This is a genomic window from Corynebacterium sp. CCM 9204, assembly GCF_041357695.1.
In the GTDB taxonomy this organism is placed as follows: Bacteria; Actinomycetota; Actinomycetes; order Mycobacteriales; family Mycobacteriaceae; genus Corynebacterium.
Window position 1 is genome coordinate 53,950 of sequence record NZ_JAUERX010000002.1, and the last position, 24,893, is coordinate 78,842.

At 61.9% G+C, this 24,893-nt stretch carries 14 protein-coding genes; 10 read left to right on the forward strand and 4 right to left on the reverse strand.

Annotated features, from left to right (window positions below):
- Window positions 1–274: 274 nt before the first annotated feature.
- From QWU43_RS04425 to QWU43_RS04455, 7 genes are all read left to right on the forward strand, one after another.
- Window positions 275–1,123, forward strand: a complete 849-nt coding sequence (locus QWU43_RS04425) for a DNA-formamidopyrimidine glycosylase family protein (RefSeq protein WP_370917237.1) — start codon at window positions 275–277, stop codon at window positions 1,121–1,123.
- 62 nt (window positions 1,124–1,185) lie between these two features.
- The gene (locus tag QWU43_RS04430) at window positions 1,186–1,599 is read left to right on the forward strand and encodes a YccF domain-containing protein (protein ID WP_370915308.1); all 414 of its coding nucleotides are present in this window, start codon (window positions 1,186–1,188) and stop codon (window positions 1,597–1,599) included.
- A 102-nt stretch (window positions 1,600–1,701) separates the two neighbouring features.
- The gene (locus tag QWU43_RS04435; RefSeq protein ID WP_370917238.1) at window positions 1,702–2,412 is read left to right on the forward strand and encodes a TetR/AcrR family transcriptional regulator; all 711 of its coding nucleotides are present in this window, start codon (window positions 1,702–1,704) and stop codon (window positions 2,410–2,412) included.
- Between the two features lie 299 nt (window positions 2,413–2,711).
- Window positions 2,712–12,089 (forward strand): fatty acid synthase subunit beta domain-containing protein, encoded by a 9,378-nt coding sequence (locus QWU43_RS04440; RefSeq protein ID WP_370917239.1) that lies wholly within the window; start codon window positions 2,712–2,714, stop codon window positions 12,087–12,089.
- 334 nt (window positions 12,090–12,423) lie between these two features.
- Window positions 12,424–12,570 carry a hypothetical protein gene (locus tag QWU43_RS04445; RefSeq protein ID WP_370917240.1) on the forward strand — a complete coding sequence of 49 codons (147 nt, stop codon included), beginning with the start codon at window positions 12,424–12,426 and terminating at the stop codon, window positions 12,568–12,570.
- The gene (locus QWU43_RS04450; RefSeq protein WP_370917241.1) at window positions 12,561–13,130 is read left to right on the forward strand and encodes a type II CAAX prenyl endopeptidase Rce1 family protein; all 570 of its coding nucleotides are present in this window, start codon (window positions 12,561–12,563) and stop codon (window positions 13,128–13,130) included. The genes QWU43_RS04445 and QWU43_RS04450 overlap by 10 nt, the downstream gene beginning before the upstream one ends.
- A 641-nt stretch (window positions 13,131–13,771) precedes the next feature.
- Window positions 13,772–14,800, forward strand: coding sequence for a hypothetical protein (locus QWU43_RS04455; protein WP_370917242.1), 1,029 nt, complete (start codon window positions 13,772–13,774; stop codon window positions 14,798–14,800).
- Between the two features lie 697 nt (window positions 14,801–15,497).
- Here the strand turns inward: QWU43_RS04455 and pgi are convergent.
- Entirely contained in the window at window positions 15,498–17,138 is a 1,641-nt protein-coding gene (gene pgi / locus QWU43_RS04460) for a glucose-6-phosphate isomerase (protein ID WP_370917243.1), read from the reverse strand.
- Window positions 17,139–17,419: 281 nt separating this feature from the next.
- On the opposite strand from pgi, the gene QWU43_RS04465 reads away from it, so the two are divergent.
- Window positions 17,420–18,901 (forward strand): NAD-dependent succinate-semialdehyde dehydrogenase, encoded by a 1,482-nt coding sequence (locus QWU43_RS04465; protein ID WP_370915304.1) that lies wholly within the window; start codon window positions 17,420–17,422, stop codon window positions 18,899–18,901.
- Between the two features lie 103 nt (window positions 18,902–19,004).
- Here QWU43_RS04465 and QWU43_RS04470 read toward each other — a convergent pair whose 3' ends face one another.
- Window positions 19,005–19,778, reverse strand: a complete 774-nt coding sequence (locus QWU43_RS04470; protein ID WP_370915303.1) for a YsnF/AvaK domain-containing protein — start codon at window positions 19,776–19,778, stop codon at window positions 19,005–19,007.
- A 573-nt stretch (window positions 19,779–20,351) separates the two neighbouring features.
- Here QWU43_RS04470 and QWU43_RS04475 point away from each other — a divergent pair.
- The gene (locus QWU43_RS04475; RefSeq protein ID WP_370915301.1) at window positions 20,352–20,624 is read left to right on the forward strand and encodes a hypothetical protein; all 273 of its coding nucleotides are present in this window, start codon (window positions 20,352–20,354) and stop codon (window positions 20,622–20,624) included.
- Window positions 20,625–20,651: 27 nt separating this feature from the next.
- Here the strand turns inward: QWU43_RS04475 and QWU43_RS04480 are convergent, their stop codons facing one another.
- A complete protein-coding gene (locus QWU43_RS04480; protein ID WP_370915300.1) occupies window positions 20,652–20,957 on the reverse strand; it encodes a chorismate mutase in 306 nt (101 codons plus the stop codon).
- Window positions 20,958–21,080: 123 nt separating this feature from the next.
- On the opposite strand from QWU43_RS04480, the gene QWU43_RS04485 reads away from it, so the two are divergent.
- Window positions 21,081–23,579, forward strand: coding sequence for a UvrD-helicase domain-containing protein (locus QWU43_RS04485; protein ID WP_370917244.1), 2,499 nt, complete (start codon window positions 21,081–21,083; stop codon window positions 23,577–23,579).
- 180 nt (window positions 23,580–23,759) lie between these two features.
- On the opposite strand, the gene QWU43_RS04490 is transcribed toward QWU43_RS04485, so the two are convergent.
- Window positions 23,760–24,503, reverse strand: coding sequence for a M23 family metallopeptidase (locus QWU43_RS04490; protein ID WP_370915370.1), 744 nt, complete (start codon window positions 24,501–24,503; stop codon window positions 23,760–23,762).
- Window positions 24,504–24,893 lie beyond the last annotated feature (390 nt).

A 24,893-nucleotide genomic window follows, 5' to 3' on the forward strand; every position in this document is an offset into this window, starting at 1 on the left:
ACGGTGGGAGCATGACCACCATCGTCGATCCGGTGTAGTGGCCGGGTGAACCTGACGGAAGGATGGCCGTGGCATTCTGGCGGTGACACCGCTGGGTACAGGGAGAAGACTCTGGTTCAGCCCGACTGGACTACCACGGACCCGGCACCGGGACATGTAGCTGGTGATCGTGTGGAGCGTCGTGTCTCGCTTCTAAGGTGCTTCTACCCGGTACTCGAGGATCGCCAGCATCCACAGGTTGATCAGGCGCCCCCGTGATCCTGAAAGGAGCCCCGTGCCCGAGGGTGATTCCGTCTACCAACTGTCCGCGCGGATGCAGTTCATGTGCGGACGCGAGGTGACCTCGACGTCGATACGCGTGCCCCGGTACGCCACCGTCTCCTTCACCGGGGAGACGGTCGGGGCGGTGTGGCCGCTGGGCAAGCACCTGTTCATGTCTTTCGGCGACCGGATCCTGCACACGCACTTGAAGATGGAGGGCACCTGGTCCGTGCACCGGGAGGGGGCCCGGTGGCGGAAACCCGGGCACGCGGCGCGGGTGGTGCTCCGGCTCAGTGACGGCCCCGACCGTGCGCCGATCGAGGTCGTCGGCTTCGACCTGGGCCTCGTGCAGGTGTTCCCCGCGTCCGAGTACCGGGAGCGGATGGGGTATCTCGGGCCGGACGTGCTCTACGAGGACTGGACTGAATGGGGACGGGATGAGGCGCGGCACCGCATTTTGGTCCGCCCGGACCGGGCCATCGGTGCCGCACTGCTCGACCAGAGGAATCTGGCCGGGGTAGGCAACGAGTACCGCGCGGAGATCTGTTTCCTGTGCGGTGTCCACCCCGCGACGCCCGTGTCGGAGGTGGACGTGGACCGGGTTCTCGATGTGACCCGCCGGTTGATGTGGGCGAATCGCAGTGAACCGGTGCGGGTGACCACAGGTGTGAAACGTTCAGGGGAGACGGCCTACGTGTTCGGACGGAACCACCGCCCGTGCCGCAGGTGCGGGACCCCGATTGAGCAGAGTTTCCTCGGTGGCGTGGACCGGGGTGGGGACGACGGAGAGCTGGAGCGGGTCATCTGGTGGTGCCCGCACTGCCAGCCGGTTCCGGAGGGCTGGGTCGGCGGCGGTCGGTGACCCATGCTGTTCTCAAGGGTAAGACACAGTAAACGTACAGGGGACGGCCATAGAATGAGGACATGAAACTCATCCTGAACATCATCTGGTTCGTCTTCGGCGGCGTGTGGCTGGCTCTGGCCTACGTGATCTTCGGGGTCGTCGCGTGCATCTTCATCGTCACGATTCCCGCGGGCGTCGCCTCCTTCCGGATGGCCAACTACGCGCTGTGGCCATTTGGTCGTTCCGTTATTGTCCCCGACACCGGGGTCAGTGGGCTCAATACCGTCAGTAACGTCATCTGGTTCGTCGTCGCTGGTTTCTGGTTGGCACTCGGGCACCTGACCACGGCGGTGACCCAGGCGGTGACCATCATCGGTATCCCGCTCGCACTGGCGAACCTGAAGATGATCCCGGTGACCTGTTTCCCCTTCGGTAAGCAGATCGTCGACAACGACCGGATCCCGGTCGGGTACCGCCCGATGGTGCAGATGTGAGTGGCTGAATGATCGGTGGCGGAGTGGGCTGTATTCTGGACAAACGGCCCGATAGTCGGCCCGTCGATGGTGGGGGTGAATCCTCCGAGGAGGTGAGCTACTGTGCGCAGTAATCCGGAGACCCAGGCGAAACTGGTCGAAGCCACTCGTGGGGTCATCGTCGCCCATGGCTTCGAGGGTTGCACGCTGGAGCGGATCTGTCGGGCTGCCGGCTTCACCCGGGGGGCGTTCTATTCGAACTTCACCGACAAGGATGATCTGTTCACGTTGGTCGTGAGGGGCGAGTACTCGCGGGTCATTGAGCTTCTCGACGCCGTGACCCGCGAGTGGGTCGCCGGGTTCCGGCCGGTTAATCGACTCGCGGGGTGCTCTGAGGAGACCGCTGTGGCGCAGTTGTCCGACGCTCTGGTCCGAACCCGCGAGCGACTGGGACTGGATCGCAGTTTCCTGATTCTGCACAATGAATTGCTTGCTCGTGCGGCGCGGGAGCCGGATTGGGCATTACAGTTCATGGAGCTCAACCGTGATTTCGTGGTCGGGGTCGGGCGTGCTCTCGAGTTGATGCTGGCCGAGGTCAACAGGGTTCCGGTGAAGCGTACTGAGGCGATCGCCCAGGCGGTGATTGGAATCACGATGCGTTACACCGGGGTGGCTGTGTGGCGGGACCGGCTGGAGGACGCGGAAGCGGAGCATCATCGTCGGGGGACGATGCTCGAACTGGATGACATCCTGGATCTGGTGCTCACCCTTCTGGTTGCTTCGTCGCGGCCGGTGGAAGAGATGATCCCCGAGGGATCTACGAACGGGGAATGACTCCGTCGGCACCTCGTTTGTGTCGCTTCATGCTTGTGGTTCACATCAGCGGGGGCAACCGTTCACGCGACCGGAGTGTCGGCAGATCCTCTTCTTCACCACGGATGCGAACAAGAACACATCGTCGGCTGGTGTGGCTGTGAGCGGGTGCGATACACAAATGTATCGCTTTGATACAGAAATGTATTCGACAGGCTAACCTAACTGTCTTACGCTCCAGGTAGACGCGGTCCGTCCTCTTTCCGCATGCCTTGGTGACTTCTCGGTCATCGATGGTGAGCATGGAGGTGGCCCGCCGAATGAAAGCCAGCACCGTCAATCCGAGTACGGCGGCGGGCGAACGCGACCGAAAAACCAGCTCCCATGGCCCCGGATTTCCGGGGTTCGCGATCGGTACCGTCCACCCCACCGCCGACGTTTTCCCCCGAGGAGTTCCATCAGTGACCACCACGCACGCCGACACCCATGACATCACCAGCTTCACAGCCGGTGAGACCCCACTGCATCAGATCTCGGATCCCGGAATTCTGTTCGCGGGGCAAGCATCACAGTGGGTCGAGGCACTCGCTGACAGTGTGACGGACTCCTCCACCGCACGTCTCCTGGATGAACTTCTGGACGCTGCGTGGCACCGCTGCGCGCCGGTTGCCCGGGACATCTCGATCATCGTGCCCGGTGCGCGGGAACGCCTGCATGCCCTTATCGGTGGGGCGAGTCCGGCGCGCCTTCCCCTCGACCGGGAACCGGCGGTTTCCGTGGCGGGCATCACCCTGGCACAGATCGGAGCGCTTCATCAGCTTGCGGATTCCGGAGTGGATCTGTCCTCCTGGCGCTTCGCCGGGCATTCCCAGGGAAGCATCGGTGTCGCCGCGGCCAAGGCCATTGCAGCCGGTGACCGTGGTCGTCTGGTCGACGTGGTTGCCTTCGCCCTCATCCTCGGTGCTGTGACCTCCGCCCGGGCGCGGGATCTCGACATTGCCTCCGATGAGTCATGCATGTTGAGCGTTCGAGGCTTCTGCCGTGAAGGAATCGATGATGCACTTGCCGACATCGCTGATTCAGGGGTTGAGGTGGCACTGTGCAACAGCCCGCGACATTTCGTTCTCGCGGGTACATCTGAAGGACTGTCACGGGCGCGTGGTGCTCTCCTCGCCGCATCTGAGCGTCACAATGAGGGGATCATCGAGAAGAAGCGGGGTGGTTCGCTGATCGAGCCCGTTTTTAATGTTCTCGAAGTTGCGGCTCCCTTCCACCACTCCTCGATGGCTCCGGCCGTCGAACGCGCGATCGGGATGTCCGAGCGCTGCGATCTGGGTGATATCGAGGCGGGCGATCTCGCCCGGGGGATTCTGGTGGAGCACCATGACTGGGCCACGGAACTCTCCGAGTGCCTGGACCACTGCTCCCACCTGCTGGTCGTTGATCCGGGTGGGGCGCTCGACCGGATGACCCGTCCGCTGCTGCAGGGACGTGGCATCGCGGTTGTCGATGCTTCCACTGTCGCCGCCCGCGATCAGTTGGCGACTCCGGGTACAGAACTCCCTCAGGTCAGTGATTTTTCCCGTTTCGCGCCGAAGCTGCTCCGGTTGAGTGACGGATCAATGAGTGTCGAGACGAAGTTCACGACGCTGACCGGTAACTCGCCGGTCATTCTCGCCGGTATGACGCCCACCACCGTCGATCCCGGCATCGTCGCAGCCGCCGCGAACGCCGGTTTCTGGGCGGAGATGGCCGGTGGCGGCCAGTACTCGGAGGAGGTCTTCGCCAGCAACCGTGACGGCCTCGTCGAGAAGCTTGAACCGGGCCGGTCGGCGCAGTTCAACTCCATGTTCTTCGACCGCTACATGTGGAACCTCCAGTTCGGTGCCCAGCGCATCGTCTCCCGAGCCAGGGCCACGGGCGTGGCCCTGAACGGCGTGACCATCTCTGCGGGTATCCCCGAGGTGGAGGAAGCGACCGAGCTCATCACCACCCTCAACGCCGATGGTTTCCCCTACATCTGCTTCAAACCCGGTACCGTCGAGCAGATCCGTGCCTGCCTGGATATCGCACGAGCGAATCCTGACAGCCCGGTCATCATGCAGATCGAGGACGGTCACGCCGGTGGTCACCACTCGTGGGTGAACCTCGACGATCTGTTACTTGCCACCTACGCCGAAATCCGTTCCCACGACAACGTCGCTGTCCTCGTCGGTGGCGGGATCGGAACCCCGGATAAGGCGGCCCAGTGGATCACCGGATCCTGGGCGACCAAACACGGAATGCCCGCGATGCCCGTCGATGGTGTTCTCGTCGGTACCGCCGCGATGACCACCAAAGAGGCCATCACTTCGCCCCAGGTCAAGCAACTTCTGGTGGACACCCCCGGCGTCGATCCGGATGACGCCGGCGGCTGGGTCGGCCGTGGACAATCCCGCGGTGGGGTCACCTCGGGATTGTCCCACCTCCACGCAGACATGTATGAGGTGGACAACTCATCCGCCCGCTGCTCCCGGCTTCTGAGTTCCCTTGACACCTCCTCCGACGAGGCTGTCGCGGCCCGCCGTGATGAGATCATCGAGGCACTCGACGCCACAGCGAAGCCGTACTTCGGTGACGTCTCCGACATGACCTACGCGCAGTGGCTGCACCGTTTCGTGGAGTTGGCCTGGCCGTGGACCGATCCGACCTGGTCTGATCGGTTCCTCGATCTCGTGCACCGCATCGAAGCCCGCCTCGCACCCACCGACCACGGTGACATCCCCACCCTCTTCCCGGACCTGGACTCCATCACCGACGGTCCCGCAGCCGTCGAGAAGCTCCTGGCCCGCTACCCGGAGGCCACGGACACCATCGTCGGTGCCCGCGACGCAGCCTGGTTCATCGGACTCAACCGCAAGCACCACAAGCCGATGCCGTGGGTACCGGCCATCGATGCCGACATCGCCCGCTGGTGGGGTCTCGACACTCTGTGGCAGGCGCAGGACCCGCGCTACGACGCCGACAAGGTCCGCTGCATCCCGGGACCGGTTTCCGTCGCGGGCATCGACCGTGTCGACGAGCCCGTCGCCGAACTCCTCGGCCGCTTTGAGGCCGCCTGTGTGGAAAACCTGCGTGAGCAGGACGCTCCCGTGCACGAGGTGTTCTCCCGGCTGGCATCCGCCGAGACCGCACGCGATTTTCTATTGGCGGCCCCGCACATCGTGTGGCACGGTCACCTCATCGACAATCCCGCTCACGTCCTCGACTCCGATGCTTTCGAACTGATTGAACCGGACACCGACGGTGACCCCTGGACGATCCGCATCCTCTGCGACTCCTACTGGGACGGGCTCGAGGGCGAGCACCCCTTCGTCATCGAATACGTCGACATCCCTGTGCTGCTCGGTGACTCATGCGCCACCGGTGCGGTCCCCGTGGTCTCCCGGGAGCACCTCCCCGACAGCGTCTATGCTCTGCTCGCCGGTGTCGCCGGTGTCGGTTCAACCTCCGCGGCCGGTGACGACATCACCGATCTTCCCCGAGTTCATGAGGATGAGGGTTCGGCATTCGGTGTCGTCCGGGACTCCTTCACACTGCCCGCGCATCTGTTCACCGCGCATACCGCGGTCACCGGTGCAGCGCTCACCGGTGTCCGTACCGCGCCCGGTACCGCGGACGCCCTCGTCGGTCCCTGCTGGCCCGCGATCTACACCGCCCTCGGCTCCGGCAAGCTCTCTGACGGATACCCCGTCATCGAGGGGCTGCTCAACGCGGTGCACCTCGATCACTGCGTGGATCTCCGGGTACCATTGTCCGAGCTTCGTGACGGTACCGACCGGAACATCCACGTCGAGGCACGCACCCGTCCCTTCGATGAGTCCGCATCCGGCCGTATCGTCACCGTCGACCTCGTTCTCCGTCACGGCGAGACCGTCATCGCGACGATGATCGAGCGCTTCGCCATCCGCGGGCGTGTGACCACCACCGATCCTGCACCGGCGGCCCCGGACTTCGGTGGGGTCGAAGTGGCGATCACAGACACTCCGCGCAGCTTCGTCCGCCGCGCTACGGTGACTGCACCAGGGGATATGACTCCGTTCGCCGTGGTTTCCGGCGACTACAACCCGATCCATACCTCCACCAACGCGGCCCGTCTCGTCGGCCTCGATGCACCGCTCGTGCACGGGATGTGGCTCTCGGCCACCGCCCAACATCTCGCTACTGCCACCGAGCCGGGTTCTCGTCCCGCGCGCCTGATTGGTTGGACGTACTCGATGTATGGCATGGTGCAACTCGACGATGTCGTGGAAATCACTGTCGAGCGGGTTGGACGCAGCGGCCCGAACCCAGCACTGGAGGTGACCTGCCGCATTGATGGTGTGGTGGTCTCTCGTGGTCAGGCTCTTCTCGACGCCCCGACCACCGCCTACGTCTATCCCGGCCAAGGCATCCAGGCCAAGGGAATGGCTAGCGCGGACCGTGCCGCCTCTGCCGCGTCCCGTGCCGTGTGGCAGCGGGCCGACGAGCACACCCGCGCTGCACTCGGGTTCTCCATCATCCAGGTCGTTGACGACAATCCCGTCGAGTTGAAGGTGGGGGAGACCGTCTACCGACACCCCAAGGGTGTGCTCTATCTCACACAGTTTACCCAGGTTGCTCTCGCTGTCGTGGCGTACGGACAGACCGAGCGGCTGCGTCACGAAGGTCTGCTCGTTCCCGGTTCTATGTACGCCGGGCATTCCCTCGGCGAGTACACCTCGCTGGCATCGACCGCCGGGATCTTCGAGCTCGAGGGTGTCATCGACATCGTCTTCTCCCGCGGTTCCGCCATGCACTCCCTCGTCCCCCGCGACGAGCGGGGCCGTTCCAACTATGGTCTCGGTGCGCTGCGCCCCAACCAGTTCGGCGTGGACGATGACGCGGTCGTCGACTACGTGCGTTCCATCGCTGATGCCTCGGGTGAGTTCCTGGAGATCGTGAACTTCAACGTCGCCGGCCAGCAGTACGCCGTGGCCGGAACCCTCGCGGGACTGAAGGCACTGGAGGCGGACTCCTCCGCCCGTGCCGAGGCCGCGGGTGGACGCCGGGCGTTCATCCCGATTCCCGGTATCGACGTACCCTTCCATTCCTCGGTACTCCGCCCCGGTGTCGCCGCATTCGCGGAGAAACTCGACGCCCTGCTCCCCACCGATCTCGACATTGACGCGCTCGTGGGCCGCTACATCCCGAACCTCGTGGCGCGTCCCTTCGAACTGACCCGCGACTTCGCGGAGTCCATCCTGGAGGTCGTTCCCGCAGAACCGCTCCGGGAACTGCTCGGACAGGACGGCGCATTCGAGGGACTCGCTGGCACCGATCCGAAGGCGCTCGCCCGACTACTGCTCATCGAGCTTCTGTCCTGGCAGTTCGCCTCCCCGGTCCGATGGATCGAGACCCAGGCCCTGCTCCTCGGAAAGAACGGCGTTGAGCGTGTCGTCGAAGTGGGACTGGCGTCCTCCCCGACACTGGCGAATCTCCTGGCCCGCACCCTTGAACTGCCGCAGTTTGCCACCGCGAACACCTCGGTGTACAACCTGGAGCGTGACGAGCCGACGGTCTACCTGACTGATCAGCAGGACGCTCCCGCGACCGATACCGCCGATGATGACGAGGTTGACGCCGGTACGGATGAACCCGCGGGCGTGGCCCCCGGTACCGAAGCCGCTACCCCGGACACTGTACCGGCCACCGCTGAAGTCGCGGCCGTTGCGGCGAGCCCCGCACCGGCGGGAGGCCAACCGGCGGCTGGTCCCGCACCGGAGCTGACCTTCACCGCCGCCGACGCCATCATCACGCTGTTCGCCGCGCAGAACAAGCTCCGCCCCGAGCAGATCACCGGAACCGACACCACCGAAACCCTTACCAACGGGGTGTCCTCCCGCCGGAACCAGCTCCTGATGGACATGGCCGCCGAACTCGGCGTCCCCACCATCGACGGTGCCGCTGAAGCCGATGTCACGACGCTGAAATCCCGCGTCACCACCGCGGCCCCCGGTTACACGCCCTTCGGTCCGGTGCTCTCCGAACTGACCGGTGCCCGACTGCGCACCCTCGCGGCGCAGGCCGGTTCCAAGGCATCCCGCATCGGCGACCGGGTTACCGGAACCTGGAGCCTCCCCGCCACCTGGGTTGCCCCCGTCGAGGTCGAACTCGTTCTGGGAACCCGTACCGAGGAATCGGTGCGGGGCGGTGAACTGGGAACCCTGCCCGGCTCCCAGCCGACCTCTGCAGCCGACTTCGACACGCTCATCGACGCTGCCGTCCGCGCAGTCGCCGCAGCCAACGGCGTGGAGGTCTCTCTCGGAGGTGGTTCCGCATCCGGCGGCGGCGGAGTGGTCGACTCCGCGGCGCTCGACGCGTACGCCGATACCGTCACCGGGCCCGAGGGTGTTCTCGCAGAGACCGCCCGTGCGATCCTCGACAAGCTCGGACTCACCCCGCAGCCGGAGGCACCTGACGCCGAGACGGCGGACGGCTCTCTGCTCGAAGCGGTGGAAGCGGAACTCGGCCCGCAGTGGCTGAAACTCGTCACCCCCGCCTTCGACGCGACCCGCGCGGTGCTCTTCGACGACCGCTGGGCCGTTGCCCGCGAGGAGCTCGCCCGCATCGCGGTGGGTGCCGCAGCCGTCGACACCGCCGACAGCGCGGGAATCCTCGCCCGCTTCACAGGAACCGGGAAGACCGTCGCCGGTCAGGCCCGCTGGTGGGCGGAGCACACCGATGATGCGTCACGACGTGACCTGCTCACCCGCATCGCCGAGGCAGCCACCGGGGATTCCACGCCGGAATTCGACGGGGAGGTTGCACTGGTCACCGGTGCCGCTCCCGGTTCCATCGCCGGTTCCATCGTCGCCGGTCTCCTGGAGCGCGGCGCAACGGTCATCATGACCGCATCCCGCGCTTCCCAGGATCGTAAGGAATACGCGCGTAGCCTCTACGCCGAGCACGCCACCGCCGGTGCCCGGCTCTGGCTGGTTCCCGCCAACATGTCCTCCTTCCGTGACGTCGATTCCCTGATCGACTGGATCGGCACCGAGGAGAAGGTCACCGTCGGCGAGAAGGTCACCGTGACCAAACCCGCGCTCATCCCGACGCTCGCATTCCCGTTCGCCGCCCCCAGGGTCTCCGGATCGCTCGCCGATGCCGGAGGCGCCGCCGAGAATCAGGCCCGACTGCTGCTCTGGTCCGTCGAACGCACCATCGCCGGGCTCGCCCGACTCGCGGCGACCGGCTCCGTCGGCACCCGCGCCCACGTCGTGCTGCCCGGTTCCCCGAACCGGGGCACCTTCGGCGGTGACGGAGCATACGGTGAGGTCAAGGCCGCCTTCGACGCGATCCTCGCCAAGTGGCAGTCTGAAACCGGCTGGCCCGAGTACATCAGTCTCGCGCAGGCACGCATCGGTTGGGTCTCCGGAACCAATCTCATGGGCGGCAATGACCTCCTCGTGCCCGCCGCGGAGAAGGCCGGTATCCACGTCTACACGCCCGACGAGATCACCGGCGACCTGCTTGCACTCGCGACCTCCGACGCCCGCGAGCGCGCCACCCGCGCACCGCTCGACATCGATCTCACCGGCGGTCTCGCCGACGCCGAGGTATCCCTGCCCGAACTCGCCCGCAGCATCGACCGCGATGCTCTCGCCGCCGCCGCAGCCGGCGCCGATGACGGGGCGGACACGGTCGCCACGATCCGTGCCCTGCCCACCCCGGCCCGCCGCGCCCAGCCGCAGCCGGTCGACATCGGCGAGGTGACCACCGACCTCGAGGACCTCATCGTCATCGTCGGCGTCGGGGAAGTCTCCTCCTGGGGTTCGGGCCGTACCCGCACCGAAGCCGAGTACGGGATCCACCGTGACGGCAGCGTCGATCTGACCGCCGCCGGTGTCATGGAACTCGCGTGGATGATGGGACTCATCACCTGGGCCGAGGACCCCACCCCCGGCTGGTACGACGATTCCGGTGCGGCCGTCGCCGAAGAGGATATCTACGACCGCTTCCGCGACGAAGTGGTCGCGCGCTCCGGTATCCGTACCTTCGTCGATGACTTCACCCTCGTCGATCAGGGTTCTGTCGACCTCGCGACCGTCTACCTCGACCGCGACATCGAATTCACCGTCGCAAGTGAATCCGAGGCCCGCGACTACCTCGACGCCGATCCCGCCACCACCCGAATCTCCGTCAACGACGACGGCGAATGGACGGTACACAAGTCGAAGGGCGCACGTGCCTCGATCCCGCGCCGGGCGTGCCTCACCCGCACCGTCGGCGGCCAGATGCCCACCGGCTTCGACCCCGCCCACTGGGGTATCCCCGCCTCCATGATCGACGGCCTCGACCGGATCGCCTGCTGGAACCTCGTCACCGCCGTTGACGCGTTCCTCACCAGCGGGTTCACCCCGGCCGAACTGCTCACCGCCGTGCATCCCGGTGACGTCGCCTGCACCCAGGGCACCGGCATCGGCGGCATGGAATCCCTGCACAAGGTGTTCGTCTCCCGCTTCCTCGGCGAGGACCGGCCCAGCGACATCCTGCAGGAGGCCCTGCCCAACGTCGTCGCAGCCCACGTTATGCAGTCATGGGTCGGTGGGTATGGTGCCATGATCCACCCCGTCGCTGCCTGCGCCACCGCAGCCGTCTCCCTGGAGGAGGGCGTGGACAAGATTCGCGTCGGCAAGGCGGAGGTCGTCGTCACCGGCGGTATCGACGACATCAGCGTCGAATCGCTCACCGGCTTCGGCGACATGAACGCCACCGCCCGTTCCCAGGCGATGGCCGACAAGGGCATCGACGAGCGCTTCTACTCCCGCGCCAACGACCGTCGCCGCGGCGGCTTCGTCGAGGCCGAGGGCGGCGGTACCGTCATCATCGCGCGCGGTGACGTTGCGGCGAAGCTCGGCCTGCCCGTGCTTGCCGTCGTCGCCCACGCACAGAGCTACGCCGACGGTGCGCACACCTCGATCCCGGCACCCGGGCTCGGTGCGCTCGGCGCCGCCCGGGGCGGGGAACGTTCCACCCTGGCCCGCAACCTCCAGGGCATCGGCCTCACGCCGGACGATGTGCGCGTGGTGTCCAAGCATGACACCTCCACCAACGCCAACGATCCCAACGAGTCCGAACTGCACTCCCAGTTGTGGGCGGCTCTCGGCCGAGGCACGGACAACCCCATGTTCGTGGTCTCCCAGAAGACACTCACCGGTCACGCAAAGGGTGGTGCGGCGCTCTTCCAGATCGGTGGACTGACCCACATCCTGGCGACCGGTAAGCTGCCCGCCAACGCGGCCCTCGACTGCGTCGACCCCGCGATCGCTCCAAAGGCCACGAACTTGGTGTGGCTGCGCCAGCCACTCGACCTCGGGGTCGGGGGAGTGAAGGCCGGGGTGCTCACTTCACTCGGCTTCGGGCACGTCTCCGCCGTCGTGGTACTCGCGCACCCGACCTGCTTCGAGAAAGCGCTTGCCAATGCCGGCTATGACGTGGACGAGTGGCGCCAGCGCGCAAGCACCCGCCTGCAGGCCGGTGTCCGCAGGCTGGAGGCCGGCATGATCGGCCGGGCACCGCTCTACGAGGTACCCGTCGGACGCCGACTTCCGGAGAAGGGCGGACATGAGGCGGAGATCAACCTGATCCTCGATCCGAGCGTGCGTCTCGGTGCGGACGGAGTGTTCCCGCAGTCCTGACGACGAATACTGGCAGAGGAGAAAGAGGTGTGAGCCCGGAACACCTGTAGTGCTGCAGCACACGCTGTACGCTGACGGTCAATCTTCGGGCCATGTCGCTTGGGGATCTCCCCGGGCGGCGTGGTCCGAAGGTCGTTATGTGACCCGTCCGGTGCATCAGCTCGGTGACGGTGCCGGACATACTTTCTGGCGGCCTCCCACGACTCCGGAGCGAAGACTGACCATCATGAAGAAGCAGAGCCTGGCTTCCACCTTCGCCCTGTACCCGGCATTCATGGCACTGGACATGTTCGTTATGCATCATGTCGTCGGATCGAGCTACGAGTAACCGGACATGCCCGTGACGATCGTCTGGTTCGAGATCGTCATGACGGTGCTGGTGCTCATCGTGTACCGCCGACGGTTTCTTACGATGCTGCGTCGATATGTGCCGTCGGAGCCAGCCGGTGGGTTCTTGTCGGCTTCGCCGTCATGGTGGTGAATATGGTCGTGATGGGTGTGCTCTTCACCGCCATCGCCAACCTCGACGGGAGGGCCTCGCGGTGGGCGCCGCTATTTTTCGCGACCCTGCTGGTGGGGTCCGATGAAGTGATGTTCCGAGGCAGTCTCATGCCGCTCTTTCTCGAGCCCTGGTCACCCTTCCGTGCGGTGAGGGCATCGAACTTCTCCTGCTCGATCTTCCATCTGGTCAACGTGCTCGGTGGCCGGCTCTTCAGCCAGGTGCTCATCCAGCTCGCGAACACCTTCGTGTCGGGCACCGCATTCGCATTCATCGCGCTGGAACTTGGACGACTGTGGCCGTTGATCATATTTCATTTCTGCTACGACGTCTTCCTAATCGCGGATGGGTACCTCGATGCGAGTATGGATGTCCCGACGTTTTTCGGCGCATTATTCACCGTCTCCTTCGGCATCGTGATGGCGGTGCCGGCCTACCGGGTACAACGTCGCGGTCGTCGTGTCTGGAGCGTGTCGTGGGTGTGGCATTTGTGTGATTCCCCTGACCACAATTTATTTTGGTGGAGCTGTCCCTTTGGTTGAAAGTACATGTGCAACTTTGTCTGTTTGGGAACATATGGCGAATCAAAATTAGGTGTGACAATGGATGATAGGTTGCGTGCAGGGGGGTGCAGATTTTGATTTTCCTCTAGCAATCTCGACTTCGGAAGAATGTCCCGTGTCTCTGATATTTTTGGAGGCTTCTATCTCGCCCTTGTATTCGAATGCCAGTTTCCATTTCTCGATCCACATCTTTTCGGTCCCCTTTTTGAATGCTGGAGATGCTTACAATTTTTGGGGGTTTACTTCAGCATGTACCAAAACAACGGTCTCTATGGTATATGAGGTGGGGGTATTTCTATAGGGTTTCCCTTAAGTGGTTTGATGGTTGATTTTCCTGTTCTTGGGACAGGGTAGTTGAAACATTTGTCGCGTATTTACCCAGGTCTGAAAAGGGTGAAAAATGATTATTCGAGCTCTCGATGGGATAGAGAAAACGGGCCCCATTCTACCATGCTCATATGTTCTTGAAAGGTGTGACTATTTTGAACAACCTTCTTGGCTAGGGCCAATACTTTTAATGGGTTGCTCGGATTGCGTACCTCTGCTACGTTTAATTTCAACCGGATGTTACTTTCGACTAGATAGGATCGTTTCAGGTGTGAAAAGGTATCTTTATTTCTGTGGCTACCGCAGCCATCACTACATTAACTTTGACTGGAACTGCAGGCGCCTATGTCAGGGTGACAACCGAACACAATCGTTTCTATGACGCGAAGTTCTGCTATATTCACACCGACGGGGATTTTGGAGACGGTAGCGTAATTTCTGACCGTTTCAATGACCCCGCCCTCACCTTCGGTCAAAGGCTGAATAGGGAAATGAGAGGCCTGGATTTCGTTGATGATCTGCTGGCACTATCGCCATCCGATCCTTCGGAGAGGCTGTATATCACGGAGGAGGATATACCCGAGGGGCTGGCGAAAAGGATCACTTCCCAGGGCTTCGATCTCAAAGATGCGGTTTTTATGGCATTCAGTCTGGAAGGAAGGAGCTCAGATTTTTCTTATGAGCTCAATACCCGCGTCAAGCTTCCTCGCCCATTTCCTAATCCTGTCAAGTCTGAAGAATCGGATCGAGAGCACTTTGATTATCTCAAAGAGTCAGTTTCTGAGACTGACTTCAGTTCATTAGAATCTTTCAATAGGACATCCCCCTATGAAGATCTATATGAACTCGGGGACTCGCCCGGAATGATGAAGTTGAAGGAAGCTGCATTCCAAAAACTGAGGCCCAGTATCGAAGCATCTTTCAAACAATTATCGGAGATGAATTTCGAGCAGTACCGGGAAGCGAGAATTTCTGACTGGGAGACGCAAGATGCTCGAGTCGAGGCCTGCCGTAAATGGAAGGATGGAAGAATCGACCCGGGGGAGATTCCAGACTACGCGGGAAATGAAAACAGCTACAATCCAGGAATGCCGGATCTCGGACCTGGAGAGAATGAAGGGTCGGGAGAGTCCACTCCTACCAGTACCACCCCTACCAGTACCACGACACCGACTGCACCTAGTGACCCCGAGCCTCACCAGAACTCTGGCGTTGAAAAACGGCTGACGGTTGTGGTTGCCGTGATTGCGGTTATAGCTGCCATCGGCGGTTTATTCGCATGGCTTGCAGGATTGTTCCCCGCACTACCGGCACTTTTCTAAGTTTTTTCTGTACAGTCTGTGGTTGATTCTGTGCAGTTCTATAGCCGTGGAAACTGGACCGAAGATGGTGAAGCAGTAGTCAGACGGACTACCTTCTCTTGTAAAAGGAATTGATGTATCCTGCCAGTTTTCCATGAGTCACATCGCCGGATCTGGCTACGGGTGACTGGACATACCCGTGATCATCGTCTGGTTCAAGGTCGCTGTACGGTGTTGATATTTATCGTGTATTGGCGGCATTCCTGTGGATGCTCCGCAGCTACGCGCTGCGGGCAGCCCTTCGGGAGCTTCCGGCACATGGAATTTGAGCAGATCTTTGACCTCGAACCGAACAACTCTTCGTGTGAGGTCCACACTCACAGGATCGATTTGCCCGGAATTCCCATCTCGTAGTTCACATCGATCGTCGCGAAGTGCCTTCGGGTCGCAGCTATTTTCGCGTTCTCCGAGGGGATACGGAGACTTGGCTCTTCTCCCGTCGGATACCGCAACCAGGTATTCGACGGAAGGTGAGTTTCTGGGTATCACTGTGACTTCGTTCAGGCTGGCGGGAGATCAGTGGAACCGACGGGGGCATGTGAAGTGAGCTGTGCCCTGGATTCTCACCTCGGCGCAGACGAGATGACGCCCCCTCCGGCAGTATTCCTGGAGGGGCGTCGTCGTCAGTCGTCGTTAGGGGTCCATCGGTGCATTGCCGCTACTTCTTCGAGCGGTACCAGTCGATTAGTGAGTCTGTGGAGGAGTCACCGGATTCCGATTTTTCGGCACCGGTGACAGCGGGAAGCAGGTCACCGGCCTGCTTCTTCCCCAGCTCGACGCCCCACTGGTCGAAGCTGTTGATGCCCCAGATCACGCCCTGGGTGAAGGTGATGTGCTCGTAGAGGGCAATGAGGGAACCGAGGATGTAGGGGGTCAGTTCCTCGGCGAGGATCGTCGTGGAGGGGCGGTTACCGGGCATAACTTTGTGGGTGATCAGATGGTCCGGAACTCCCTCCGCCGCGATCTCCTCTTTGTTCTTGCCGAAGGCCAGAACCTTGGTCTGGGCGAAGAAGTTGCTCATCAGCAGGTCGTGCATGCTGCCCGTGCCGTCTGCGGTCGGAAGATCCTGCTTCGGGTGGGCGAAACCGATGAAGTCCGCAGGTACGATGCGGGTGCCCTGGTGCATGAGCTGGTAGAAGGCGTGTTGTCCGTTGGTTCCGGGTTCGCCCCAGTAGATCTCACCGGTGGGGCAGTTCACGGTTGCTCCGTCGATGCGGACGGATTTGCCGTTGGACTCCATCGTCAGTTGCTGTAGATATGCCGGGAATCGGGACATGTCCTCCGCGTAGGGCAAGACGGCGTGCGTGCTCGCCCGGTGGAAGTCGCCGTACCAGACACCGAATAGGCCCATGAGTGCGGGGATGTTCTCCCGGACCGGTGCGGTGCGGAAGTGTACGTCCATGTCATGGAACCCCTCGAGGAAGCGCATGAAGTCCATCGGGCCGATGACCGCCATGAGGGACAATCCGATGGCGGAATCGACGGAGTAGCGGCCTCCGACCCAATCCCAGAAACCGAACATGTTGTTCGTGTCGATGCCGAATTCGGCGACCTTCTCCGCGTTGGTGGATACGGCGACGAAGTGCTTGGCGACGGCCGACTCGTCACCGTCGAAGGCATCGAGGAGCCAACGCTTCGCGGCGTGTGCGTTGGCGAGGGTTTCCTGGGTGGTGAAGGTCTTGGAGGCCACAATGAACAGGGTGGAGCCGGGGTCGAGATCTTCAAGGGTGGCGCTCATGTCGGCGGGATCGACGTTGGAGACGAACCGCGCGCTGATACCTGCGGTGGCGTAGGTGCGTAGCGCCTTGACAGCCATGGCGGGGCCGAGATCGGAACCGCCGATGCCGATGTTGACGACGGTCTTTATGGTGTGGCCGGTATGCCCGAGCCATTCACCGGAACGCAGTGCGTGACAGAAATCCCGCATTCGTCCGAGTACCTCGTGGACGTCAGCGGCGACGTCCTGATCGTCGACGATGAGATCATCCTCGACGGGCATGCGCAGAGCCGTGTGGAGCACCGCGCGGTCCTCGGTGTTGTTGATGTGCTCACCGGTGAACATCGCCTCCGTGCGCCCCTTGAGGTCGGCTGCATCGGCGAGTTCCACCAGAAGGTCGATGGTCTCGTCGGAGACGAGGTTCTTCGACAGGTCGACGTGCAGTCCGGCGGCGTCGATGGTGTATGTCTCGGCCCGCTCGGGATTCTCGGCGAACAGGTTCCGGAGGTTGGTGCCGGCGAAGTTCCGGTAGTGTTCGGCGAGTGCCTTCCATTGGGGGGTGGTGGTGATGTCGTTGGCCATGGACGTCTCCTTACAGGGATGTCGGTCGCCGGGGTCGGTGTCGGGCACCCCGTCCACTCTCAGTGACGGGGTGTGCCCGTGGGCCGGTCCCGGTGTCGTCTTTACACCCCCACGTTAGTCGTTATCGGGCTGGTGAGGCAGTACTGTTCTCGAGCGGGACGCCGCCGGATTTCGGGTGGGAATGCAATACCCGCAACAGGGGGTTTGGAAACCGTTCGCCAGGAACCCCGAGTCGGGGAAAAGCTACTACGCAATAGTGGAAAAACGGGCATAGTGGGGGCATGTCTGATTCCGGAATGAACATAGAAAACCTCATCGCTCAAGCTCCCAGGAGACTATTCATCGACGGAGCATTCGTTGATTCCTCCGATGGCGGGACTTTCGATGTGACTAACCCATCCGACGGTTCCACTCTGGCGACGGTGGCTTCCGCGTCGAAGGATGATGCGCGCCGGGCATTGGACTCGGCGGTCGCCGTCCAGGATGACTGGGCTGCGACACCTGCCCGGGAGCGTTCCGAGATCCTCTACCGAGCCAACAGGCTCGTACTGGACCACACCGAGGAGCTCGCGTACCTCCAGTCCGCTGAACTCGGCCGTGCTCTGCCTGATTCTCGTGGTGAAGTAGCCTACGGCGCGGAATTTTTCCGTTGGTTTGCGGAGGAAGCTGTGAGGATCACGGGGGACTACCGGCACAGTCCGTCCGGGAACGCGCGAATACTGGTCACCCGGCAGCCTGTAGGACCGAGCCTCGCGGTCACGCCATGGAACTTTCCGCTCGCGATGGGAACCAGGAAGCTGGGACCGGCTCTGGCAGCCGGGTGCACGATGATCATCAAGCCTGCTTCGAAGACCCCATTGACGATGCTGTACCTGGCGAAGCTGTTGTCGGAGGCCGGTGTCCCGGATGGGGTTGTCTCAGTGTTACCCACGGCGAAGGCGTCCAATGTGTCTGCGCTTCTGGAGGATCCGCGCCTGCGCAAACTGACGTTTACCGGTTCCACGGACGTGGGGCAGATGCTGGCGGCGAAGGCCGCGGAAAACACGATGCGGGTTTCTCTGGAACTCGGCGGGAATGCCCCCTATGTGGTGTTCGATGATGCCGACTTGGACACGGCTGTCGAGGCCGTGGCAACGGCGAAGATGCGTGGTGCGGGACAGGTCTGCATCGCCGCGAACCGGTTCCTCGTTCATTCTGCGGTGAAGGATGATTTTGTCGCCGGCGTCGTCGAGAAGATGAGGGGATTCACCGTGGGCCGCGGAACCGATCCGGAGACCACGGTCGGACCGTTGTCCGGGGATGACCAGGTGGAGACGGTGACCTGCCTCGTCGAGGACGCCAAAGCAAAGGGTGCGAATGTGCTTCTCGGTGGAGATCGCTCCGTGCTCCACGATGTGCCCGAGGGAGGGAGTTTTTATCCGCCGACCGTGCTCACCGACGCCCCGGAATCCGCGGAGATCCGTTCGGCGGAAATATTCGGTCCCGTTGTCTCAGTGATTTCCTTCGACTCGGATGAGGAAGCTATCCGGCTGGCCAACGACACACCCTTCGGTCTGGCGGCTTACGTGTTCTCGGAGAATCTCGCCCGTGCGCTGAATGCAGCGGAGAAGATCCAGGCAGGAATGGTTGCCGTCAACAAGGGGGCACTCTCAGATCCGGCCGCCCCCTTCGGAGGGGTCAAACAGTCGGGGCTGGGACGTGAGGGCGGTTTCGAGGGGATCGATGAGTTTCTGGAGACGAAACTGATTTCCCTGCCCAACTGATATGCGCGGCAGACGATGATCCCCACCACCTCCTGGTGAGGTGGTGGGGATCATCGGTTCTGGACCGCTACGTTCCCATTAGAGACAGTAGGTCGAGGGGATCCTACTGGTGGCGCTTCTCGACATCACCGTCGGTGTCGACGTCGATGCGTTCTTCGCGGACTTCCTCGGACACGACGTGGGTGTCGGTCACGGTCTCCTTGTTCAGGGAGATCTTCTCCACCGGGACGACGTCCTTGTCGACGGTGACGCGCTCCTGGTGGAGGATGAGCTCGGCTTCCTGCTCGTTGATCCGGGAATCACCGAGGCGTGCGGCTTCCTCTGCGGAGATGGGCTCACGCTCGATGCGCACCTCTTCACGGGACACGGGAACTTCAATGTTCTCGGTGTCGGTGACGACGTACTTGCGCAGACGGACTCGACCTGCTTCCTCGGAGTGCTTGCGCACGTTGAGCTGCTCTTCGGAGCGGACGATGTGTTCGTCGACATCGGTGGTGGCGGTGCGGGCCTCGGCAGCCGCGGCACGATGATTATCGGCGTCGGCGCTTTCGCCCGTGGTGGCGCCGGATGTCAGACCGTAGTGGCGAAACAGGGTGTTCTCCTGTTCGGGGGTGAGTCCTTCGTCGGAATCGTCGATGTTCGGGGCATCGCTGATGGCGTCCTTGGTGTGGGCGAGGTGTAGTTCTTCACCGTTCAGACGTGCACCCTCGAGCGGAACCAATGAGCTGCTCATCCCGAACAGGCCGGTGTTGACGGCCACGAAGGTGGGCTCTTTGGTCTGATCGTCCACGAACATCTGGCTGACGCTTCCGACCTTTTCGCCGGTGCTGTCGAACGCGGTGGCGTTGAGAACTGCATCAATAAAGGTCTTGTCCATACTGGATGTACTCCTTGGGTAGTGGCTACTGAACGTGAGGTGCGTGAATATTCTTCAGATCTGTGGATGGCATATTAATGCTTAAAAATCAGGCTCTGAAGTTCGGTCACGTTCGCCACTGTAGCTGAGGTTTTGCACATAAAGTTGGGTTAATGTCGTTCACTAAGGGTGTCTGACGTGCTGTTTTTGTCGAATAAAAACACCATAACCAGCGACGTCTCCGAAATGTATCAGTTTGATATCACCTTCGATGCGGTGTGTTTGGTTGCGGCGATCCTGTGATTCTTGGATCGGGCATGTTGGTGCTGTCTCATGTGCATGTTTGACTTATTGTGTCGAAGCTATTGTCGTATGCTCAATGGTAAATATGGGAATGCACGGCTTGTTCACGGTTTATGTTCATGACGGGTGGGCTCCACCTCGTCTAATGATGAGATAGTATTCACAGAACTGCATTTATGCATTTATGTGTGATCTTGGCGGGCGGGTGTGCATTCCCGGGTACTTCCCCCGTCGCGGTATCGGACAGGGCAAGCATTGACAGCGGTGTGTGGGGCCGGAAGAGTGAGGGATATGAGTGAAGGACGTGAGAACCAGGTACGTCTCGATACGGAGCTTCTGGATGAGCTCCGAGAGTGTGCACGGCGACATAACGCCGAGGTCGGTTCACTGATCGAACATGTTCTCCGCGAATATGTGCGACTCGAACGAGTCGCGGAACTTCGTTTCCGCTCCGGAGACGGGGACCGTGACTTTACGTCGTGGCGTGAGCAGCTCGACTTCCTGCATCGCCGGGCACGTGGTGGAGAGGATGAGGATCCCCAGCTCGCCACGGAAGGGACATGATCCCCTCCGGATTGGTTCTGGAGGGGATCAGCCGAGTTTTCCGCGCCCCATCCGCAGGAGAATTCCCGCGAGGGCGGGCCCTTCTTCACCGATCTCATCGCGGAACTGGTTGATGATGGCGACCTCGCGGCGGTGCACGAGTCTGGTTCCGCCTGAACCCATCCTGGTCTTGCCGATTGCCTGGGAGATTTCGCGGCGGCGTTTCACCGCCGCGATAATCTCGCTGTCGAGTCTGTCGATTTCCTGCCGGTAGCGCTGGATCTCGGCATCGGAGAGCGGGTCGTCGGTCCCGGAGGGGCTGCGGATCTCGAAACGTTCGGCATCAGTGTTCATGGTGCGTATTCTGCCACGTGGTTCCCGGAAGGGTTCTTTTTCACCGCCGCTGAGAGAGTCCGGGAGGGCGGTCGTGGAGGTGTCTCCGGGGATGTCCGGTACGGACTGTAAGTTGGAGGAATTATGAGCACCCAGTCCGATGGAACCCAGTCCTTATCCCCGTTTCACTCCGGTGCCGGGGTACCGGCCTCCGGCAGCGATGATCCGGGGCATCATTCCGGTCGAAGTGGTGCCGATGCCTTCGGCTCACCGACGGATCTCGTTGAAGGTCTCAACGATCAGCAGCGCGCCGCCGTCGAGCACGTCGGGGCGCCGTTACTGATCGTGGCGGGGGCAGGGTCGGGGAAGACCGCGGTGCTCACACGACGCATCGCCTACCTCCTAGCCCATCGGGGGGTGCACCCGGGGCAGATCCTCGCCATCACCTTCACCAACAAGGCTGCGACCGAGATGCGTGAGCGTGTCCGGGCACTGGTCGGGCCTTCCGCGGAGCGGATGTGGGTGTCCACGTTCCATTCCACCTGTGTGCGTATCCTGCGTCAGCAGGCGGCGTTGGTGGACGGACTCAACACCAACTTCAGCATCTACGATTCGGATGATTCTCGCAGGCTCCTCGGAATGATCGCGAAGGACATGAGTCTGGACGCCAAAAAATTCGCCCCGCGCGCCCTGGCCAACGCCATCTCCAGTCTGAAGAACGAACTCGTCGATCCTGCGGATGCCGCGGCAGAGGCGTCACAGTCGGCTGATCGCTTCGGTATGACCGTTGCAGAGGTGTATGCCGAGTATCAGGCGCGGCTGCGTCGCTCCAATGCCGTTGATTTTGATGATCTCATCGGTGAAGTCGTGGGGCTTCTCGCAAGTCATCCGGAGGTCGCCGAGTACTACCGTCGGCGCTTCCGTCACGTGCTCATCGATGAGTACCAGGACACCAACCATGCTCAGTATCGCTTGGTCTCCGAGCTTGTCGGGCGGGTGGAAGCGGAACGGCCTCATTCGGTTCCGCCGAGTGAACTGTGCGTCGTCGGTGACGCGGACCAGTCCATCTACGCCTTCCGTGGGGCCACGATCCGGAATATCGAGGAATTTGAGCGGGACTATCCGGAGGCCCGGACAATCCTTCTCGAGCAGAACTACCGTTCGACACAGACAATCCTCTCCGCCGCGAATGCCGTCATCGCCCGGAACGCGGGAAGGCGGGAGAAGAAACTGTGGACGGCACTCGGAGAAGGGGAACCCATCGTCGGGTATGTCGCCGACAATGAGCACGATGAGGCCCGGTTCATCGCTTCGGAGATCGATGCCCTCATTGATCGGGGCCTGAACTACTCCGATATCGCGGTGATGTATCGAACGAACAACGCCTCCCGTGCACTGGAAGAGGTGTTCATCCGTTCCGGTGTGCCCTACCGTGTCGTCGGTGGAACACGGTTTTACGAACGCAAGGAGATCCGGGACATCATCGCCTACCTCAAGGTGCTGGACAATCCCGACGACACGGTGAGTCTGCGCAGGATCATCAACACTCCTCGCCGTGGTATCGGTGACCGGGCACAGGCGTTTGTCGCACTGCACGCCGACACCAACCGCATCAGCTTCCACCGTGCGCTTCTCGACGCCGCGGCGGGTGAGGTCGACATGCTTGGAGTGCGTGGGCGGAACGCCGTGGCAGGCTTCGTGAACCTGTTGAACGAACTCCGGGAGGTCGGGACGAAATCGGTCAACGCCGAGACCCGGATGCCGGATCTGGGGGAGCTCATCACTGAGGTCTGCACCCGCACCGGCTATATCGCGGAACTGGAGAAGTCGAGTGATCCGCAAGATGCGACTCGGCTGGACAACCTGAAGGAACTCACTGCCGTGGCACGGGAGTTCTCCAGTGATGCCGCGATGCGGATCGCTTACGCAGAGATGGACGGCGGCAGCTATGAGACGGAAACCGGTGAACCTGAGCCGGGTAGCCTGCAGGCGTTTCTTGAACGGGTCTCACTCGTGGCGGACGCCGATCAGATCCCCGATGACGACCAGGGTGTCGTCACCCTCATGACTCTGCATACCGCGAAAGGACTCGAATTTCCGGTCGTGTTCGTCACTGGATGGGAAGACGGCCAGTTTCCGCACCTGCGTTCTCTCGGTGACCCCCGGGAGCTTGCGGAGGAACGACGTCTCGCCTATGTGGGGATCACGCGTGCCCGTAGGCGCCTTTACCTGACGCGTGCAGTGTTACGCAGTTCATGGGGTAACCCCATGACGAATCCTCCGTCGCGGTTCCTCGCAGAGATCCCTACAGAACTCGTCGACTGGCGCCGTGAAGAACCCGAAGGCAGCGCAGGAAATGGTGTCTGGGGCAGTACTCGGGGCAGCGGATACCGTTCCCATAACGGGCGTCCAGGCGCTGCTGCCGGAGATGGGCGCAGTTCCTCGCGCCTTCGGTCATCGGGCGCCGGGCGACCGGTACTCAAGCTCACGGTGGGAGACCGGGTCAATCACGATAAGTACGGTCTGGGAACGGTAACGGAGATTGCGCCAGTCGGGGCTTACGATTCCGCGACGATCGATTTCGGATCTTCCGGCACTGTACGGCTCATGCTCATGGCAGGTCTGCCGATGGAGAAACTCTGACATCTCGGTGTTTCCATGCGGGAGAACGTCGGACAGATGAGGGAAATGGTGTCCTCCAAGTCCGGCGGCTTTCTGCACTGCGACGAGTCTGACGAAAAGAGTGAGGGGGAACGAAAAGGCACGTCAACGAAATATTCGTGACGTGCCTGAAGAGAAAAAGGTCGACGAACTATCTCCGTTTTAGAGGAAGATACCGCGCTCAGCGAGCCAGGGGAGGGGATCGATCGCTGCACCACCGTTGGGGTGAACCTCGAAGTGGACGTGAACACCGGTGGAGAAACCACGTGATCCCATGCCCGCGATCCGCTGTCCAGCAGAAACCTGTTGGCCCACGGAAACATCGATGGTTTCCATGTGCCCGTATACGGTGACCGTTCCGTCAGCATGTTGAATGCGAACCCATTGTCCGAAGCCGGATGCTGGTCCGGCATCGATCACGGTCCCGTCCTCCACAGCCATGATGGGGGTACCGAGAGCGTTGGCGATATCCACACCAGCGTGAACGGTTCCCCAGCGGGGGCCGAAAGTGGAGGTCAGTGTGCCGTGTGCCGGAACAGAACTCTTCGGGGCTCGAGCCGCGAGATCCGCGGCGATACGCTCAGCGTTGTACTGGATGGCCTTGTTGAGCTGCTCAGCCAAGTTGTCGATCGGCTTGAACTCCGCGATGTTGAGAATCTGAGGTGCTTCAGAACTTCCGAGGATCGGGCCTACGGAATCGGCGACCAGTGTGTAATCGGGGGATTCACTGTGTGCTTCAGATGCCGCAGCCGGATGGGTCGCATGGGCGGCGGCTGCACCACCTGCACCTGCAGTGGAGACAGCTCCGGTTGCGACGGCTACCAGGGCGATTCGGCTCTTGGCGTTGGATGAGACGGACTGCTTGCGATGCGCGCCTGCGGTCTTCCGCTGAGCCTGCTTGTGCATTGAGCCTTCTTCCGTCTTGTTCAACGCCACATCCATTGGGGATGTGACCGTCCCGTTACCTAACGCTTCACAACGATAACGGTTTGTTACAAACCTGGCAAGTCTTTCGAGCCTATTGTCTGTGAGGCTGGTCACCCCCGGGTGTGGGGGGTATGGCCTGGGGTTACATGTCAGACATGTTGTGTCGGAAGGTGAATCTTCCGCACGTAGTAACAGTACACGTTCACGTGCATTCGTGTGGCTGATCGCCGCAGATTATGGTTCCGAGATTTCGGACATCGACACAGCCCCCAGATCTTTTTTCGCAGATCTCCCCTGTGCAGTGCATAGAGTCTGGATGCTAACCCGGCCGTGTCAACGCCCCGGGAGACGGTCGGGATGGCACAGTTG